15 protein-coding genes, 2 tRNA genes, 2 rRNA genes and 2 riboswitches (2 of these 21 cut by a window edge) are annotated in these 17,500 nt (G+C 37.9%); of the genes, 16 read left to right on the forward strand and 3 right to left on the reverse strand.

All coding sequences use genetic code 11. The features are described from left to right. From MHH42_RS01425 to tsaD, 8 genes are all read left to right on the forward strand, one after another. Positions 1 to 1,266: ribosomal RNA gene (locus MHH42_RS01425) — 23S ribosomal RNA — on the forward strand; it begins 1,656 nt to the left of the window's first position. 49 nt (positions 1,267 to 1,315) lie between these two features. Further along, positions 1,316 to 1,431, forward strand: a 5S ribosomal RNA gene (gene rrf, locus MHH42_RS01430). Positions 1,432 to 1,443: 12 nt separating this feature from the next. Next, positions 1,444 to 1,520 (forward strand) — tRNA-Met (locus MHH42_RS01435). A 2-nt stretch (positions 1,521 to 1,522) separates the two neighbouring features. Beyond that, a tRNA-Asp gene (locus MHH42_RS01440) sits at positions 1,523 to 1,598 on the forward strand. 174 nt (positions 1,599 to 1,772) lie between these two features. Further along, complete coding sequence (gene tsaE, locus MHH42_RS01445; RefSeq protein WP_000049641.1) at positions 1,773 to 2,246, forward strand: tRNA (adenosine(37)-N6)-threonylcarbamoyltransferase complex ATPase subunit type 1 TsaE; 474 nt, start codon at positions 1,773 to 1,775, stop codon at positions 2,244 to 2,246. Further along, positions 2,227 to 2,919 (forward strand): tRNA (adenosine(37)-N6)-threonylcarbamoyltransferase complex dimerization subunit type 1 TsaB, encoded by a 693-nt coding sequence (gene tsaB, locus MHH42_RS01450; protein WP_000865744.1) that lies wholly within the window; start codon positions 2,227 to 2,229, stop codon positions 2,917 to 2,919. The genes tsaE and tsaB overlap by 20 nt, the downstream gene beginning before the upstream one ends. A 13-nt stretch (positions 2,920 to 2,932) precedes the next feature. Next, positions 2,933 to 3,376: a ribosomal protein S18-alanine N-acetyltransferase gene (rimI, locus tag MHH42_RS01455; protein WP_000367202.1), complete on the forward strand. Its 444-nt coding sequence runs from the start codon at positions 2,933 to 2,935 to the stop codon at positions 3,374 to 3,376. Continuing rightward, positions 3,376 to 4,392 carry a tRNA (adenosine(37)-N6)-threonylcarbamoyltransferase complex transferase subunit TsaD gene (gene tsaD, locus MHH42_RS01460; protein ID WP_000414604.1) on the forward strand — a complete coding sequence of 339 codons (1,017 nt, stop codon included), beginning with the start codon at positions 3,376 to 3,378 and terminating at the stop codon, positions 4,390 to 4,392. The genes rimI and tsaD overlap by 1 nt, the downstream gene beginning before the upstream one ends. A gap of 473 nt (positions 4,393 to 4,865) precedes the next feature. On the opposite strand, the gene MHH42_RS01465 is transcribed toward tsaD, so the two are convergent. Beyond that, entirely contained in the window at positions 4,866 to 6,800 is a 1,935-nt protein-coding gene (locus tag MHH42_RS01465; RefSeq protein WP_216095086.1) for an ABC-F family ATP-binding cassette domain-containing protein, read from the reverse strand. Positions 6,801 to 6,987: 187 nt separating this feature from the next. On the opposite strand from MHH42_RS01465, the gene MHH42_RS01470 reads away from it, so the two are divergent. Beyond that, on the forward strand, positions 6,988 to 7,617 hold the full coding sequence (locus MHH42_RS01470) for a redox-sensing transcriptional repressor Rex (protein WP_000372701.1): 630 nt from the start codon (positions 6,988 to 6,990) through the stop codon (positions 7,615 to 7,617). 29 nt (positions 7,618 to 7,646) lie between these two features. Here the strand turns inward: MHH42_RS01470 and MHH42_RS01475 are convergent, their stop codons facing one another. Next, positions 7,647 to 7,838 (reverse strand): YdiK family protein, encoded by a 192-nt coding sequence (locus MHH42_RS01475; RefSeq protein ID WP_001246201.1) that lies wholly within the window; start codon positions 7,836 to 7,838, stop codon positions 7,647 to 7,649. Then, on the reverse strand, positions 7,835 to 8,584 hold the full coding sequence (locus tag MHH42_RS01480; protein ID WP_000745318.1) for a CPBP family intramembrane glutamic endopeptidase: 750 nt from the start codon (positions 8,582 to 8,584) through the stop codon (positions 7,835 to 7,837). The genes MHH42_RS01475 and MHH42_RS01480 overlap by 4 nt, the downstream gene beginning before the upstream one ends. Before the next feature lie 396 nt (positions 8,585 to 8,980). On the opposite strand from MHH42_RS01480, the gene groES reads away from it, so the two are divergent. The 7 genes from groES to MHH42_RS01515 all read left to right on the forward strand — a co-directional run. Beyond that, positions 8,981 to 9,265, forward strand: coding sequence for a co-chaperone GroES (gene groES / locus MHH42_RS01485; protein ID WP_000917306.1), 285 nt, complete (start codon positions 8,981 to 8,983; stop codon positions 9,263 to 9,265). A 38-nt stretch (positions 9,266 to 9,303) separates the two neighbouring features. Beyond that, the gene (groL, locus tag MHH42_RS01490; RefSeq protein ID WP_001029987.1) at positions 9,304 to 10,938 is read left to right on the forward strand and encodes a chaperonin GroEL; all 1,635 of its coding nucleotides are present in this window, start codon (positions 9,304 to 9,306) and stop codon (positions 10,936 to 10,938) included. A gap of 329 nt (positions 10,939 to 11,267) precedes the next feature. Then, on the forward strand, positions 11,268 to 12,716 hold the full coding sequence (locus tag MHH42_RS01495) for a glycosyltransferase family 39 protein (protein ID WP_001165921.1): 1,449 nt from the start codon (positions 11,268 to 11,270) through the stop codon (positions 12,714 to 12,716). 131 nt (positions 12,717 to 12,847) lie between these two features. Then, positions 12,848 to 12,949: riboswitch (purine riboswitch) on the forward strand. A gap of 164 nt (positions 12,950 to 13,113) precedes the next feature. Then, positions 13,114 to 14,652 (forward strand): glutamine-hydrolyzing GMP synthase, encoded by a 1,539-nt coding sequence (guaA, locus tag MHH42_RS01500; RefSeq protein ID WP_000743919.1) that lies wholly within the window; start codon positions 13,114 to 13,116, stop codon positions 14,650 to 14,652. 152 nt (positions 14,653 to 14,804) lie between these two features. Continuing rightward, a riboswitch (purine riboswitch) is annotated at positions 14,805 to 14,906 on the forward strand. 128 nt (positions 14,907 to 15,034) lie between these two features. Further along, positions 15,035 to 16,360 carry an NCS2 family permease gene (locus tag MHH42_RS01505; RefSeq protein ID WP_000833089.1) on the forward strand — a complete coding sequence of 442 codons (1,326 nt, stop codon included), beginning with the start codon at positions 15,035 to 15,037 and terminating at the stop codon, positions 16,358 to 16,360. 142 nt (positions 16,361 to 16,502) lie between these two features. Further along, positions 16,503 to 17,204, forward strand: a complete 702-nt coding sequence (locus MHH42_RS01510; RefSeq protein ID WP_070174055.1) for a response regulator transcription factor — start codon at positions 16,503 to 16,505, stop codon at positions 17,202 to 17,204. Continuing rightward, positions 17,188 to 17,500, forward strand: partial view of a HAMP domain-containing sensor histidine kinase gene (locus MHH42_RS01515; RefSeq protein ID WP_016107403.1) — the start only. Its footprint extends 1,193 nt past the window's final position; only the first 313 of its 1,506 coding nucleotides appear in the window; it begins with the start codon at positions 17,188 to 17,190; its stop codon lies off the right edge, out of view. Before MHH42_RS01510 ends, MHH42_RS01515 begins: the two co-directional genes overlap by 17 nt.

Below are 17,500 nucleotides of genomic sequence, written 5' to 3' on the forward strand. Positions count from 1 at the left end.
CAAACCGACACAGGTAGGCGAGGAGAGAATCCTAAGGTGTGCGAGAGAACTCTGGTTAAGGAACTCGGCAAAATGACCCCGTAACTTCGGGAGAAGGGGTGCTTTCTTAACGGAAAGCCGCAGTGAATAGGCCCAAGCGACTGTTTAGCAAAAACACAGGTCTCTGCGAAGCCGTAAGGCGAAGTATAGGGGCTGACACCTGCCCGGTGCTGGAAGGTTAAGGAGAGGGGTTAGCGTAAGCGAAGCTCTGAACTGAAGCCCCAGTAAACGGCGGCCGTAACTATAACGGTCCTAAGGTAGCGAAATTCCTTGTCGGGTAAGTTCCGACCCGCACGAAAGGTGTAACGATTTGGGCACTGTCTCAACCAGAGACTCGGTGAAATTATAGTACCTGTGAAGATGCAGGTTACCCGCGACAGGACGGAAAGACCCCGTGGAGCTTTACTGTAGCCTGATATTGAATTTTGGTACAGTTTGTACAGGATAGGCGGGAGCCATTGAAACCGGAGCGCTAGCTTCGGTGGAGGCGCTGGTGGGATACCGCCCTGACTGTATTGAAATTCTAACCTACGGGTCTTATCGACCCGGGAGACAGTGTCAGGTGGGCAGTTTGACTGGGGCGGTCGCCTCCTAAAGTGTAACGGAGGCGCCCAAAGGTTCCCTCAGAATGGTTGGAAATCATTCGTAGAGTGCAAAGGCATAAGGGAGCTTGACTGCGAGACCTACAAGTCGAGCAGGGACGAAAGTCGGGCTTAGTGATCCGGTGGTTCCGCATGGAAGGGCCATCGCTCAACGGATAAAAGCTACCCCGGGGATAACAGGCTTATCTCCCCCAAGAGTCCACATCGACGGGGAGGTTTGGCACCTCGATGTCGGCTCATCGCATCCTGGGGCTGTAGTCGGTCCCAAGGGTTGGGCTGTTCGCCCATTAAAGCGGTACGCGAGCTGGGTTCAGAACGTCGTGAGACAGTTCGGTCCCTATCCGTCGTGGGCGTAGGAAATTTGAGAGGAGCTGTCCTTAGTACGAGAGGACCGGGATGGACGCACCGCTGGTGTACCAGTTGTTCTGCCAAGGGCATAGCTGGGTAGCTATGTGCGGAAGGGATAAGTGCTGAAAGCATCTAAGCATGAAGCCCCCCTCAAGATGAGATTTCCCATAGCGTAAGCTAGTAAGATCCCTGAAAGATGATCAGGTTGATAGGTTCGAGGTGGAAGCATGGTGACATGTGGAGCTGACGAATACTAATAGATCGAGGACTTAACCATATAATATGTAGCAAATGTTATCTAGTTTTGAAGGAATATGCCTTCATAGTTTGGTGATGATGGCAGAGAGGTCACACCCGTTCCCATACCGAACACGGAAGTTAAGCTCTCTAGCGCCGATGGTAGTTGGGACCTTGTCCCTGTGAGAGTAGGACGTCGCCAAGCTATTTATATCATCGCGGGGTGGAGCAGCACGGTAGCTCGTCGGGCTCATAACCCGAAGGTCGCAGGTTCAAATCCTGTCCCCGCAACCAATGGTCCCGTGGTGTAGTGGTTAACATGCCTGCCTGTCACGCAGGAGATCGCCGGTTCGACCCCGGTCGGGACCGCCATTTTATATAAAGAAAAGAACGAAACAAGTTGTTTCGTATTTTTTTATTTGTTTTAACAAAAAACTAATAAAGACAGTCAAACTATCCTTAGGACAACTCCTAAGGACTTTTTTATATATTCAAAACCTGTATAATAAAGAGCAGAGAACATTGTGAGTAAAGTAGGTGAAGTCTGTGAGTAAATATGAAGTAACAACAAAATCTTCTGAGGAAACACAAAGATTATCAGAAAAACTAGGTGAACTTGCCCGGGCACAAGATGTAATTATTTTAGAAGGAGATCTTGGAGCTGGTAAAACGACTTTTACAAAAGGGCTAGCAAAAGGTCTTGGCGTGAAAAGAGTTGTAAATAGTCCTACCTTTAACATTATTAAAGAATATAAAGGAAGATTGCCGTTATATCATATGGACGTGTATCGTTTAGCGGAAAGTGAAGAAGACTTAGGTTTTGATGAGTACTTCTATGGTGAAGGAATTACGGTAGTAGAATGGGCTCATTTGATAGAAGCATATTTACCGAATGAAAAGTTACAAATTAGTTTATTCCATGCTGGAGATGACACAAGGAAAATTGTACTCGAGCCAGTTGGAGACCGTTATATTAGATTATGTGAGGAGCTATTACAAGATGAAAGTACTAGCAATTGATACTTCAAATTACGTAATGGGTGTATCCCTTATTGAGGAAGAAAACGTAATTGGGGAGATCATTACAAATTTAACAAAAAACCATTCTGTACGCCTTATGCCAGCTGTAGAGCAACTATTAAAAGAATGTGGTGTAAAACCGAAAGAATTAACTAAAATCGTTGTGGCTGCTGGACCTGGATCATATACAGGAGTTCGCATAGGTGTGACAGCGGCAAAAACATTAGCTTGGTCACTTCAAATACCAATCGTAGGTGTATCAAGTTTAGAAGTAGTAGCTGCAAACGGTGCTAACTTTAGTGGGTTAATTTGTCCTTTATTTGATGGAAGACGTGGACAAATTTATACTGGATTATATACATATGAAGGAGAGCAGTTAACTTCAATAGAAGAAGATCGAATTATTCTTATTGTAGACTGGTTGCAAATGTTAAAAGATAAAGGACAGCCTGTTTTATTTATCGGTAACGATGTTAAATTGCATAAAGAAACAATTATAGAACATTTAGGCAATCAAGCTGTATTTGCTCCTTTCACTAAAAATAACCCAAGACCAAGTGAGTTAGCTTTCTTAGGGTTACAAAAAGAGGAACAAGATGTACATTCATTTGTTCCTAGTTACCTTCGTTTAGCTGAAGCTGAAACAAAGTGGTTAGAAAGTCAAAACAAGTAGGAGCTTGCAGAAGATGGATATGATATTTAGAAAGATGGAACTCGATGATATCGCTCAAATTGTAGCTATTGAAGAAGCATCTTTTTCGACTCCTTGGACTGCAGATGCCTTTCAACGTGAATTAACGATGAATGAACATGCACATTATGTTGTGCTAGAAAAAGATGGCCTTGTAATCGGGTATTGTGGATTGTGGATAATTATTGATGAATCACATATCACAAATATAGCTATTTTGCCAGAATACCGAGGTCAAAAGTTAGGAGATGCCCTATTGAAAGAAGTTATTTCCGTAGCGAAAGAACTAGGGGTAAAAACAATGACGCTTGAAGTACGCGTATCAAATGAAGTAGCAAAGCAGTTATACAAAAAATACGGATTTCAAAATGGTGGAATTCGTAAACGATACTATGCAGACAATCAGGAAGATGGTCTTGTAATGTGGGTGAATATATAATGGAAAAAAATACGATTATACTTGGTATTGAAACAAGCTGCGATGAAACAGCAGTAGCAGTTGTTAAAAATGGAACGGAAATCATTGCGAACGTCGTTGCATCACAAATTGAAAGTCATAAGCGTTTTGGCGGGGTTGTACCAGAGATTGCATCCCGTCACCATGTAGAAGAAATTACAGTTGTGTTAGAAGAAGCTTTAAAAGAAGCGAATATAACTTTCGAGGATATTGATGCAATTGCTGTAACAGAGGGACCCGGTTTAGTAGGAGCACTTTTAATAGGAGTAAATGCAGCGAAGGCGGTAGCCTTTGCACATGATATTCCTCTAGTTGGTGTTCATCATATTGCTGGCCATATTTATGCGAATCGTTTAGTAAAAGAAGTTCAATTCCCACTACTATCACTTGTTGTATCTGGTGGACATACAGAACTTGTTTATATGAAAGAACATGGTTCATTTGAAGTGATTGGTGAAACACGAGATGATGCAGCAGGAGAAGCATATGATAAAGTAGCTCGTACGCTATCTATGCCGTATCCAGGTGGTCCTCATATTGATCGCCTTGCGCATGAAGGGAAGCCAACAATTGATTTGCCTCGTGCATGGCTAGAACCCGATTCGTATGATTTCAGCTTTAGTGGATTGAAATCAGCAGTTATCAACACTGTGCATAACGCAAAACAACGTGGTATAGAAATTGCACCGGAAGATTTAGCAGCAAGCTTTCAAGAGAGTGTAATTGATGTACTTGTAACGAAAGCATCTCGTGCAGCAGAAGCGTATAATGTAAAGCAATTGCTTCTTGCTGGTGGAGTAGCTGCTAATAAAGGGCTTCGTGCACGTCTAGAAGAAGAGTTTGCACGAAAAGAAGATATAGAGCTAATTATCCCACCGTTATCTTTATGCACAGACAATGCAGCAATGATTGCAGCTGCAGGTACAATTGCATACGAACAAGGAAAACGTGCGACATTAGCTTTAAATGCAAACCCAGGCTTAGATATTGAAGCATAGTTATACACAAAATTAACCACAGCTTGTGGATAAAACCCATATTATCTGTTGATAATGTGGGTTTTATTGTGTATATAAACTGTTAATAACTTTTTTGTTAAATGTGGATAATGTGGAAAAGTTATTTTGATGTTTATTTTATAAAGGTGGATATGTGTATAACCTTGTGGATAAAACGGATGAAGTCTGACCTTTAAATGAATTCTTTTTCGGGAAATAAAAACGAGAAGATATCCTAAAAAACTTTTGAAAAATCCTCCTCTTATCATATTGGTTGCTGCAATTGTCAATCTTTGTCGGGAAAACGATGTTTCTTGTCGAATTGTTTATATATTTTAAGTTAAGGTATGTGCATTCAAAAAATCGTCGATATAATTTCATGTACTACGAAACTGATTCTAAAGGGAAATAAAAAGGATGTCATCTAGTCAAAAATCCTCGACTGATGAGACATCCTTTTTGTTTAAATTAGCTTATATATGCAGTTCTTCCCATTCTGCCATACAGGCTTCAAGTTGTTCTTGTAATGTTTGTTTTTTCGTTGTAATCTCACTAGCCTTTTCATAATCTGCATATATTTCTGGTAAGCAAAGCTGATCCTCTAACGTAGCAATTTCTTCTTCTAAGCTTACGATGTTTTGTTCTAGTTCTTCGATTTTTCGAGTGCGTTGACGTTCTAATTGTTTACGCTCTTTTTCTTCGAGATAATTTAATTTTTCTTGAGCTACAGTTTTTTGAACAGGTGCCTGATTTTCTTGCTGTTCTTGTTGTTCAAATGCTGCGCGTTCAATCATTTCATTTTTCTTCTCCACATAGTAATCGTAATCACCTAAATACTCTTGCGCACCTTCTGTTGATAATTCGACAACTGTAGTCGTTACGCGATTAATGAAGTAGCGGTCATGTGAAACGAATAGAAGAGTTCCTGGATAATCAATTAAAGCATTCTCCAAAATTTCTTTACTATTTAAATCAAGATGGTTCGTTGGCTCATCGAGAATTAATAAATTGGATTTTTGCATCATAAGTTTTGCGAGAGCTAATCGGGCCTTTTGTCCACCACTAAGAGAAGATACTGGTTTTAGTACATCATCCCCTGTGAATAAAAAATTACCTAATATAGTGCGAATTTCTTTTTCGGGTTGAAGCGGATATTCATCCCATAGTTCATTTAAAACGCGCTTAGAAGATGTTAAGTTAGCTTGCTCTTGATCATAATAACCAACAGATACATTTGATCCGAAAGCAACATCTCCATGTAATAGCTGTAACTTATTCACAATGGATTTTAATAATGTGGATTTTCCAATTCCATTCGGTCCAACTAAGGCAACACTATCTCCCCGAGTTAAGCGCATATTTACATGTTCAATAATAGGATCATCATCATAACCGATGGTTGCATCTTTTACTTGTAAAACATCATTTCCACTTTGTTTTTCAATATCGAAGTGGAATGAGGCTGATTTAGAGTCACCTAATGGTCTGGTTAATAATTCCATTCTATCTAATTGTTTACGACGGCTTTGTGCACGTTTTGTCGTAGATGCACGTGCTATATTTTTTTGAACGAAGTCCTCAAGTTTAGCGATTTCATCTTGTTGCTTTTCGTAACGCTTCATTTCTTGTTCGTATAGGGCTGATTTTAAGTCTAAATATTTACTGTAGTTACCAACAAATCGTCTGCTTTCTTTATTCGAAATTTCATATACTTGTGTAACAAGCTTATCTAAGAAATAACGGTCATGAGAAACGATTAAAATTGCGCCAGGATAACCTTGTAAGTATTGCTCAAGCCACGTTAATGTTTCGATGTCTAAATGGTTTGTAGGCTCGTCTAAAATAAGTAAGTCTGGTTTCGTTAATAATAATTTCCCAAGAGCTAATCTCGTTTTTTGTCCGCCACTTAACGTAGAAATTGTCGTCTGATGCGTTTCAACAGGGAAACCAAGACCGCTTAAAATGGAGCGAATATCTGCTTCGTACTGATAGCCGCCTTGATCTTTATAATCTAATTGCAATTGGTCATAATCAGCTAATAATTTTTCATATGTAGCGGCATTTGAAAAGTTTTCTTCTTTTCCCATTTCTTGCTCTAGCCTTCGAAGTTTTGTCTCCATTTGCTGTAGGTGTGTAAAGACGGTTAGCATTTCATCCCAAATTGTTAATGATGTTTCTAATCCAGTATTTTGAGCTAAATACCCAATTGAGACATCTTTCGGTTTTATAATTTCGCCGCCATCATGAGATAATTCACCGGCGATAATTTTTAATAATGTAGATTTTCCGGCTCCATTTCGTCCAACTAAAGCGATACGATCTTTCGTTTGCACTTCCAATTTTATGTTTGCAAGAATCGTTTCGGCACCGTATAATTTTGAAAGCCCGTTTACTTGTAATAAAATCAATGTTTTCACCTCAAATAATTTCTTAACTTTGCCATGTTTATATTTCTCAATCATACTAAAAATAGTGTATAGTTTAAAATAAAGAGAGAATACTTCTTCTCTTTATTATACAAGGAAATTCATAAGTACTAAACTTCTGTATTCGATTCAAGTATATGAATAAAGATAGGAAGAGAGGAGAGGTTATATGGATCAGCAGAAAATTCCGCAAGCCACTGCTAAACGATTGCCTCTATACTATCGATTTATCCAAAACTTATCTCTTTCTGGTAAGCAACGTGTTTCATCAGCCGAATTGAGTGAAGCGGTAAAGGTTGATTCCGCAACTATTCGAAGAGATTTCTCATACTTTGGAGCATTAGGGAAAAAGGGATATGGATATAACGTAAATTATTTATTATCATTTTTCCGTGAAACACTCGATCAAGATGATATAACACGTGTAGCGCTTATTGGAGTAGGTAATTTAGGGACCGCTTTCTTACATTATAATTTCACGAAAAACAATAATACAAAAATTGAAATGGCATTTGATGTTAGTGAAGAGAAAGTTGGAACAGAAATCGGGGGTATTCCTGTATATCATTTAGATGAATTAGAAGAAAGGTTATCAAATGATATACAAGTGGCAATATTAACAGTACCCGCTACAGTAGCGCAATCTGTAGCCGATAGATTGGCAGAAACAAACGTGCACGGTATTTTAAACTTCACACCAGCACGCTTAAATGTGTCAGAGAATATAAGAATTCATCATATTGATTTAGCTGTAGAGCTACAAACGCTTGTTTACTTTTTAAAGAATTATCCACAATAAAACGCAGAGGAGGTGACCTCTGCGTTTTATTATTGTTTTTTCTTTGTGAATTTAACTAATATAAGGCGAAGTGCCAAATTAAAATCAATTGTTGCCATAACTGCAAATAGTATTGTCCACATATTCCAGATTGTATCTGTCACGTTCGTAATGGCGAAACGTGTAAAGATACATCCGAGAAGGAAATACAATGCAGCCATGAACAATGGTGAGTTTCTCATACAAAAAATCCTCCGATAAAGCCTTGCATTTTTTCAGCTTCTTTAATCATTTCTTGAATTTGTTCATTGCTCATGAAAATCTGTCCAATGGCAACTAATGTATTCATTGCTACATGGGCTGCTATAGGAACGATAATACGTTTCGTTTTTACATATAAGAAGGCGAATACGAGCCCCATAGAAGTGTATACCAATAGGTGAGTAAAATCAAAATGAATCGCTGCGAATACGAGTGAACTAATAATAGCAGCAACGAAGAAATTAAATCTCTTATAAAGTGTACCAAATAAAATTTTTCTAAATACGATTTCTTCTAAAATAGGTCCGATTATAGATATAACAATAAGGAACCAAGGTGTCGTTCTTGCGATGTCCATAAGTCGGTCTGTATTCTCAGATCCAGGTGTAATCCCTAATAGATACATTTCAATCATACCTGCAATACTTTGTGAGATGATTGCTAAGAAGAACCCGATAAAAATCCACCCGATTGTAGCTGGAACAGAAGAGCGCATTGCATCTAAATGCCTGTCACGAATATCTGTTCTAAGTAACCAAATTACAACGCATAGTGCAATGAAAAAGCTAATAATAGACCAATGTCCGGTTATTAGTTGAAACTTTTCCTCGTTGGTAAATCCTCTATTATCGTATAGTCCGGTTTTCAGAAGAAGTGGTAATCCGGCAATACCCGACAATTGCATTAAAATGTATGTAACGATAATCCACCAATATTGTTTCTTCAAATGGTTTAACCATCCTTTCTAACTCTAGTGTATGAGATAAGGCAGGATAACATGTAATATGCTACCTACGATATAAACTTTCATTCGAATTATGTTTTTTTTGTAAATCTGCATTGGAAATTAAAATAGAAGACAGGAAAAAGTTGTGTGTGTAGCGAAAACAACTTAGGGTGTCTTTCATATTGTAACATACGAGTAGTGGAAACAACGATTCATATAGTAAAGGTAGTAGAAGAAGGATTTTATATAGAAGAGTATATAGTAATTTGCGAAAAAATTATGATTTTTTTACTTGCAAAAGAAATTGAGATTATTTATTATTATAAGTGTGTTAGCACTCGGGTGACTCGAGTGCTAATAAAAAATTTACATAACACAATGAGGAGGTTATTGTTCATGCTAAAGCCATTAGGTGATCGCGTTGTAATTGAGCTTGTTCAAGCAGAAGAAAAAACAGCAAGTGGTATTGTATTACCAGACACTGCAAAAGAAAAACCACAAGAGGGTAAAGTTATTGCAGTAGGTACTGGTCGAGTGCTTGAAAATGGTGAGCGTGTTGCTTTAGAGGTAGCAGCAGGTGATCTTATCATCTTCTCAAAATATGCAGGTACTGAAGTAAAATACGAAGGTACAGACTACTTGATTTTACGTGAAAGTGACATTTTAGCAGTTATCGGTTAATTATATAAATCTTAAAAATTCCAAGGGGGTCAATTATTATGGCAAAAGATATTAAATTTAGTGAAGAAGCACGTCGTTCGATGCTTCGCGGTGTCGACACTCTTGCAAACGCAGTAAAAGTAACGCTTGGACCAAAAGGTCGTAACGTTGTACTTGAGAAAAAATTCGGTTCACCACTTATTACAAATGATGGTGTAACAATCGCAAAAGAAATCGAATTAGAAGATGCATTCGAAAACATGGGTGCAAAATTAGTAGCAGAAGTTGCTAGCAAAACAAACGATGTAGCTGGTGACGGAACGACAACTGCAACTGTATTAGCGCAAGCTATGATTCGTGAAGGTCTTAAAAACGTAACAGCTGGTGCAAACCCAATGGGTCTTCGTAAAGGTATCGAAAAAGCTGTTACTGCTGCAATTGAAGAATTAAAAGCGATTTCTAAACCAATCGAAGGTAAATCTTCTATCGCACAAGTAGCTGCTATTTCTGCGGCTGACGAAGAAGTAGGTCAATTAATCGCTGAAGCAATGGAGCGCGTTGGTAACGACGGCGTTATTACTTTAGAAGAATCTAAAGGATTCACAACAGAATTAGACGTAGTAGAAGGTATGCAATTTGATCGTGGATATGCATCTCCTTACATGATTACTGATTCTGACAAAATGGAAGCTGTTCTTGATAACCCATATATCTTAATTACTGACAAAAAGATTTCTAACATCCAAGAAATCTTACCAGTATTAGAGCAAGTGGTACAACAAGGTAAACCACTTCTTATCATTGCTGAAGATGTAGAAGGCGAAGCTTTAGCTACATTAGTAGTGAACAAACTTCGTGGTACATTCAATGTAGTGGCTGTTAAAGCTCCTGGATTTGGTGACCGTCGTAAAGCAATGCTAGAAGATATCGCAATTTTAACTGGTGGCGAAGTAATCACTGAAGAATTAGGACGTGACTTAAAATCTGCTACAGTTGAATCTTTAGGACGCGCTGGTAAAATCGTTGTAACGAAAGAAAACACAACTGTAGTTGAAGGTATTGGAAACACACAACAAATCGAAGCTCGCATCGGTCAAATCCGTGCGCAATTAGAAGAAACAACTTCTGAATTCGATCGTGAAAAATTACAAGAGCGTCTTGCTAAATTAGCTGGTGGCGTAGCAGTAATTAAAGTAGGTGCAGCAACTGAAACTGAGTTAAAAGAGCGCAAACTTCGCATTGAAGATGCACTTAACTCAACTCGTGCAGCAGTAGAAGAAGGTATCGTTGCAGGTGGTGGTACTTCACTTATGAACGTATACACGAAAGTAGCTTCTATCGTAGCTGAAGGCGACGAAGCAACAGGTATCAACATCGTACTTCGTGCACTAGAAGAGCCAGTTCGTCAAATCGCAATCAACGCTGGTCTAGAAGGATCTGTAGTTGTAGAGCGTCTAAAAGGCGAAAAAGTAGGCGTTGGTTTCAACGCAGCTACTGGCGAATGGGTTAACATGCTTGAGTCTGGTATCGTAGATCCAGCTAAAGTAACTCGTTCTGCACTTCAAAACGCAGCATCTGTTGCAGCTATGTTCTTAACAACTGAAGCTGTAGTTGCTGATAAGCCAGAACCAAATGCACCAGCAATGCCTGACATGGGCGGCATGGGCATGGGCGGTATGGGCGGAATGATGTAATAAGCATCACTCTGTGAAGCTGTTCAATGTATAAATAGTTAATTAGAAGAAGGCTACTTCCTTGATAAAAGGAGGTAGTCTTTTTTGTTGTTAAGATGTATATAAAAGGTTTCTGGAAGGTCGCAAGTTTAGAGAGAGAATGGAGGGGAATATTCAAGCTTCTTTTATTACGGTAATATTCAATATAATTCCAATTGAATATATAATTCTTTTAACATTTATGATACAGTCAAAAGGGATTTTTCTTATTTTTTAGTCGAGATAATAAGTCTCCTAGTTCTTATTGTCTATGAGAGAAGATGGCGGTAGCCTAGTTAGTGAGGTATATGATGCAGATTAAAGAAAATTTGGGTAGAAACATTTTTTCGAAAATATTAGTAGTATGTGGTTTGGCGATGTTTGTCATTACACTTTATAATTCATTTCAAATAGAGAAATCTACCTATTCCTCGGTCGCTGTGTTAATTCTGGAGATAGTAGCAACTATTTTGGTGCTCGGAATAATATCATTTTTAGCAAATCGTTTTTTAACAGTTAATCAATTTTTGCTCATTCTCATAGTTACAGCCTTTGCAATTAGGTTGTTATGGATCATTTTTGAAAAAACAGTACCTATCTCGGATTTTTCTGTAATGTATGAAAGTGCTCAACAAGCTGTAAAGGGTAATTTTGCATTTATTACAGATGAATACTATATGAGTTGGACATACCAATTGGGATTCACATATTATGAGGCTATATTAATAAAAATTTTTGGTAATCATCTGTTTATATTGAAGTTATTTAATATTTTTTGGAGCGTAGGTACTGCCGTGATTATTTATTTTATGGGTAAAACCATTTTTAATGAATACAGTGCGAGAACTGCGGCAATATTTTACGCGCTTTACATACCTAATATTATCTATAGCTCTGTATTAACAAATCAATATATTTCTACCTTTTTCTTTTTTTTAGGACTGTATGTTTTAATTACAAAAGGTTTTTCAACTAAATACGGTTGGGGTTTAACAGGGTTACTGTTAAGCATTGGAAATATTATGAGACCGTTAGGAAGTTTCTTTTTATTGGCGGTTTTTGTTTATGTATTAATTTATAAGATACTTCCGTTTAGAAAAAAAGAAACGTTAAACTACGTAAAAAAATTAGTGGGAATAGTGATTGTATATTTTCTAGTGATGCAAATTGTAAGTATTTTCTTAATGAACACGGGATTAGCGAAAAAACCATTGTCGAACCAAATGCCATATTGGAAATTTGTTGTGGGATTCAATTATGATTCGATTGGTGGATGGAATCAGCCAGATGTTGTTTACCTTAGTCAATTTAAACTTGGGAAGGAAAGAAATGATGCTTCCATTGCTTTGATCAAGGACAGATTGAAGGACAAAGAGAAAGTTCGTCAATTACTTGTATTGAAAGTTGAAAAAATGTGGAGTAATCCTGATGATGCACCTGGTTGGGCTTTGGAGTGGGGGGAACTGAATAAACCACACTTACAACAAATGCTGACAAAATATGAAAGGCTTATGTATATTACATGTTGTATATTTGCGATTGGTACCATTTCATTATATAGAAGAAATGATTCAATATATCCTCTTTTATATATTTTGTTTGGTGGATATGTGGTTATTCATTTGTTTGTCGAAGTTCAAACTAGGTATCGTTTTGACATTTTGCCCGTTATTTTTTTATTTGTGGGATACGGGGTATTTGTAATGAAAAATGGTGTTACACGATTAATGGGTAGAAAACAACAGAAAAAAGTTGAATAATAGGATAAAACACAAAAAACATTTCTATATGGAAATGTTTTTTGTGTTTTAGTGGGAAAGAAATTAATTTCTGTAGAATTTTGTCGCTTTCTCTCTTGACCACATCGACACTTCATTGTTAGAATCTAGGAAGATAATATAAAACGATCCTTCATATATCCTCAATGATATGGTTTGAGAGTCTCTACCGGGTTACCGTAAACAACCTGACTATGAAGGCAGTGTGTCTTATATTTATAAAGAGCGGAGACTATCTTTCTTTATAAAGCCAGACCCCTGCCTTTTCTTTGTTATGAGACTAGAGGCGGAGGACTGGCTTTTTTTATTATATTGGTAATGCTTTTCGCCAAATTGGTGAAAATATTTATATACGAGAACTAACGTTGGGGTGATTATTTTGAAAAAGCAGCACGATACAATTATCGTTTTAGATTTTGGAAGTCAGTACAATCAGTTAATAGCACGTCGAATTCGTGAGTTCGGTGTATACAGTGAACTTCATCCACATACAATTACTGCAGAAGAAATTAAAGCAATGAATCCAAAAGGGATTATTTTCTCTGGTGGACCAAATAGTGTATACGGTGAAGGTGCATTACATTGTGATGAAAAAATCTTTGAACTAGGATTACCGATTTTCGGTATTTGTTACGGTATGCAGCTTATGACACAACACTTCGGTGGTAAAGTAGAACGTGCAAACCACCGTGAGTACGGAAAAGCTGTTCTTAAAGTAGAGAACGAATCAAAATTATATACGAACCTTCCAGAAGAGCAAGTTGTATGGATGAGTCATGGTGACTTAGTAACTGGTTTACCTGAAGGATTCGTAGTAGACGCAACAAGTGAGTCTTGCCCAATTGCTGGTATGAGCAATGAAGCGAAAAACTTATACGGTGTACAATTCCACCCAGAAGTACGTCACTCTGAGCACGGTAACGATTTAATTAAAAACTTCGTATTCGGCGTATGTGGTTGTTCTGAAGGATGGAACATGGAGAACTTTATCGAAGTAGAATTAGAGAAGATCCGTGAAACTGTTGGAGACAAAAAAGTACTATGCGCACTTAGTGGCGGTGTAGATTCTTCTGTTGTAGCAGTATTAATTCATAAAGCAATTGGCGACCAGTTAACATGTATTTTCGTTGACCACGGCTTACTTCGTAAAGGTGAAGCAGAAGGCGTTATGAAAACATTTAGCGAAGGCTTCCATATGAACGTTATTAAAGTGGATGCACAAGAACGCTTTATGAACAAGTTAAAAGGTGTAGAAGATCCAGAACAAAAACGTAAAATTATCGGTAACGAATTCATTTACGTATTTGATGATGAAGCTTCTAAATTACAAGGTATGGACTTCCTAGCACAAGGTACACTTTACACAGACATCGTTGAAAGTGGTACAGCAACTGCACAAACAATTAAATCTCACCATAACGTTGGTGGACTTCCGGAAGACATGCAGTTCAAATTAATTGAGCCTTTAAACACGTTATTTAAAGATGAAGTACGTGTATTAGGATCTGAATTAGGAATTCCTGATGAAATCGTATGGCGTCAACCATTCCCAGGTCCAGGACTTGGTATTCGTGTATTAGGTGAAATCACAGAAGAGAAATTAGAAATCGTTCGTGAATCTGATGCGATTTTACGTGAAGAAATTATTAAAGCGGGCTTAGACCGCGAAATTTGGCAATACTTCACTGCGCTTCCTGGTATGCGTAGCGTAGGTGTTATGGGTGACGAGCGTACTTACGATTACACAGTAGGTATCCGTGCAGTAACATCTATCGACGGTATGACAGCTGACTGGGCACGTATCCCTTGGGACGTATTAGAGAAAATCTCTGTACGTATCGTAAACGAAGTAAAACACGTTAACCGTATCGTGTATGATGTAACGAGTAAGCCACCAGCAACTATTGAGTGGGAATAGTATTATAAAAAAGATCCATCTTTTGCTTATGCATAGATGGATCTTTTTATTTTCAGTATTAATACGAACGAAAATATAAAATTTTATAAAATTGTTCGTTTTTAAATTGACAAAAATACTTTCAAGAGTTAATATGAGTATGTAATTCAAACGAAAAGTGAATATTATGCCGTCGTATAATATCGGGGATATGGCCCGAAAGTTTCTACCTAGCTACCGTAAATGGCTTGACTACGAGGCGTTTTTATAAAGATGAGGGGAAACTTGTCTTTGTTTATAGAACGCTTCCATGTATATGCAATGGAAGCCTTTTTTATTTTTATAGATAAAAGAGGGCTAGGGTGAAATGCGGCGAGTAATCATATAACGGGGGAAACGTAGGATGAAACGCTATTTTCAATTTGATGAGCTCGGTACGAATTATAAGACTGAGTTCATAGCAGGGTTAACGACATTTCTATCTATGGCTTACGTACTATTTGTCAATCCTGCTACGCTGTCACTTGGAAATGTTAAAGGGTTACCAGCAGGTACAGGAATGGATCCAGGTGCAGTATTCGTTGCGACAGCATTAGCGGCCGCGATCGGTTCGTTAATTATGGGTATTTTCGCAAAGTATCCAATTGCTTTAGCCCCAGGTATGGGAATTAACGCGTTCTTTGCTTATACAGCAGTTTTAACGATGGGTATTCCGTGGCAAACAGCAATTGCCGGAACGTTAATGTCAGGTATTATCTTTATTATTCTTACAGCTTCAGGTATTCGTGAAAAAATCATTAATGCAATTCCATCGGAGTTAAAGTTTGCAGTAGCAGCAGGTATCGGATTGTTCATTGCCTTTCTTGGATTCCAAAATGCCGGAATTATCGTGAAAAATGATGCTGTTCTTGTTGGGTTGGGGGACTTAACAAAGGGCACAACGTTACTAGCAATCTTTGGGGTTGTTACGACAATCATCTTCATGATTAAGAAAGTTAATGGTGCGGTATTCTACGGTATGATTCTTACGGCAATCTTAGGAGTAGCAACAGGATTAATTGACACTCCTAAAGCAGTAGTGGGGGCGATACCGAGTCTAGAACCAACGTTCGGTGCTGCGTTAACTCATTTCGGAGACATTTTCACTATTCAAATGGGGATTGTAATTATAACGTTCTTCTTTATCGATTTCTTTGATACAGCAGGTACGCTTGTAGCGGTTGCCAATCAAGCAGGATTAATGAAGAACAATAAATTACCACGTGCAGGAAAAGCATTATTCGCAGATGCAATTGCAACTGTAATTGGTGCGATCTTAGGTACATCAACAACAACGTCTTACATTGAATCGTCTGCAGGGGTAGCAGCGGGAGGACGTTCTGGATTTACAGCAGTTGTAACAGCAGGATTCTTCTTACTGGCACTATTCTTCTCGCCATTATTAAGTGTTGTAACACCAGCTGTAACGGCACCAGCTTTAATTATTGTAGGGATCTTAATGGTTTCTTCTTTAGGAGAAATCGACTGGAAGAAGTTCGAGATTGCAGTACCGGCATTCTTTACTATCATTTCAATGCCGCTTACGTATAGTATCGCAACGGGAATTGCGATTGGATTTATCTTCTATCCAATTACAATGGTTGTGAGTGGTCGTCGTAAAGAGGTTCATCCGATTATGTATGTTATGGGAGTTTTATTCGTACTGTATTTCATCTACGTTCGTAAATAAAGGGGTTTTTGAAAGGTCTAGACTTAAGGGGAGTCTAGGCCTTTTTTGCGTCTTCAGAAAATCTTAAGGATTTCCGAGCGTTTTTCTTCAGAAGTTTTCCTATAATAGAAGTTAGGGATAAAAAATGAATGGGGGAAATATTATGGCCGGGGAAACAATACTTGTCGTAGATGATGAAAAAGAAATTAGGAATCTTATTACAATATATTTAAAGAACGAAGGATATAAAGTGTTGCAAGCAGGAGACGGAGAAGAAGGATTACGTTTACTAGAAGAAAATGAAGTACATCTAGTCGTATTAGATATTATGATGCCAAAGGTAGATGGTATTCATATGTGTATGAAAGTAAGAGAATCGAAAGAAATGCCAATTATTATGCTTTCTGCGAAAACGCAAGATATGGATAAAATTTTAGGATTAACAACAGGTGCAGATGATTACGTAACGAAACCATTTAATCCGTTAGAGTTAATCGCAAGAATTAAATCTCAGTTACGTCGTTATATGAAGATGAATGGTTTTGCTATTCAAAATGAGGACGAGTTAGAAATTGGAGAGATGAAAATAAACATCTCCACTCATACAGTTATTGTGGATGGAGAAGAAGTGAAACTGACCCCGAGGGAATTTTCAATTTTAGAATTATTAGTTCGTAATCCGGGGATGGTCTTTAGCGCGGAACAAATTTATGAAAAGGTTTGGAACGAAAGATCTTTCCAGTCGGATAACACGGTAATGGTTCATATTCGGAAAGTGCGTGAAAAGATTGAGGAGAATCCAAGGAAGCCAATATATATAAAAACAGTATGGGGAGTGGGGTATAAGATTGAAAAAGATATTTAATCCATTTACTTATATTAGGAAAATTCGAGAATTAATTGGAAAAATAATGAAGAGTGTGAAACGGAGTGTGCGAATTCAACTTATTACTGCGTTTACTGCTTGTGCGTTATTAGGTCTCTTTGTATCAACGAAGATAGTAGCTCCTATTTTTGAGGATGCTAGTCGACATGCTGAGATTAATTATAAAGATGGTATGGAACAAATTAATCGTAAAGCACAAAGTACAGCGGAAATGATGGTTGATGCAAATAAATTAGATGCTGTACAAAGTATGATAGAGCTAGAAAATGAAAATT

This window comes from Bacillus sp. FSL L8-0099, from assembly GCF_038006385.1.
Lineage (GTDB): Bacteria > Bacillota > Bacilli > Bacillales > Bacillaceae_G > Bacillus_A > Bacillus_A toyonensis.

Excerpts from the sequence above, each read along its gene's own strand:
- rimI (WP_000367202.1), top strand. The coding sequence starts at position 2,933 with ATGGATATGATATTTAGAAAGATGGAACTCGATGATATCGCTCAAATT.
- MHH42_RS01495 (WP_001165921.1), top strand. The coding sequence starts at position 11,268 with ATGCAGATTAAAGAAAATTTGGGTAGAAACATTTTTTCGAAAATATTA.
- groL (WP_001029987.1), top strand. The coding sequence starts at position 9,304 with ATGGCAAAAGATATTAAATTTAGTGAAGAAGCACGTCGTTCGATGCTT.
- groES (WP_000917306.1), top strand. The coding sequence starts at position 8,981 with ATGCTAAAGCCATTAGGTGATCGCGTTGTAATTGAGCTTGTTCAAGCA.
- tsaD (WP_000414604.1), top strand. The coding sequence starts at position 3,376 with ATGGAAAAAAATACGATTATACTTGGTATTGAAACAAGCTGCGATGAA.
- MHH42_RS01470 (WP_000372701.1), top strand. The coding sequence starts at position 6,988 with ATGGATCAGCAGAAAATTCCGCAAGCCACTGCTAAACGATTGCCTCTA.
- MHH42_RS01510 (WP_070174055.1), top strand. The coding sequence starts at position 16,503 with ATGGCCGGGGAAACAATACTTGTCGTAGATGATGAAAAAGAAATTAGG.
- MHH42_RS01475 (WP_001246201.1), bottom strand. The coding sequence starts at position 7,838 with ATGAGAAACTCACCATTGTTCATGGCTGCATTGTATTTCCTTCTCGGA.
- tsaB (WP_000865744.1), top strand. The coding sequence starts at position 2,227 with ATGAAAGTACTAGCAATTGATACTTCAAATTACGTAATGGGTGTATCC.
- MHH42_RS01505 (WP_000833089.1), top strand. The coding sequence starts at position 15,035 with ATGAAACGCTATTTTCAATTTGATGAGCTCGGTACGAATTATAAGACT.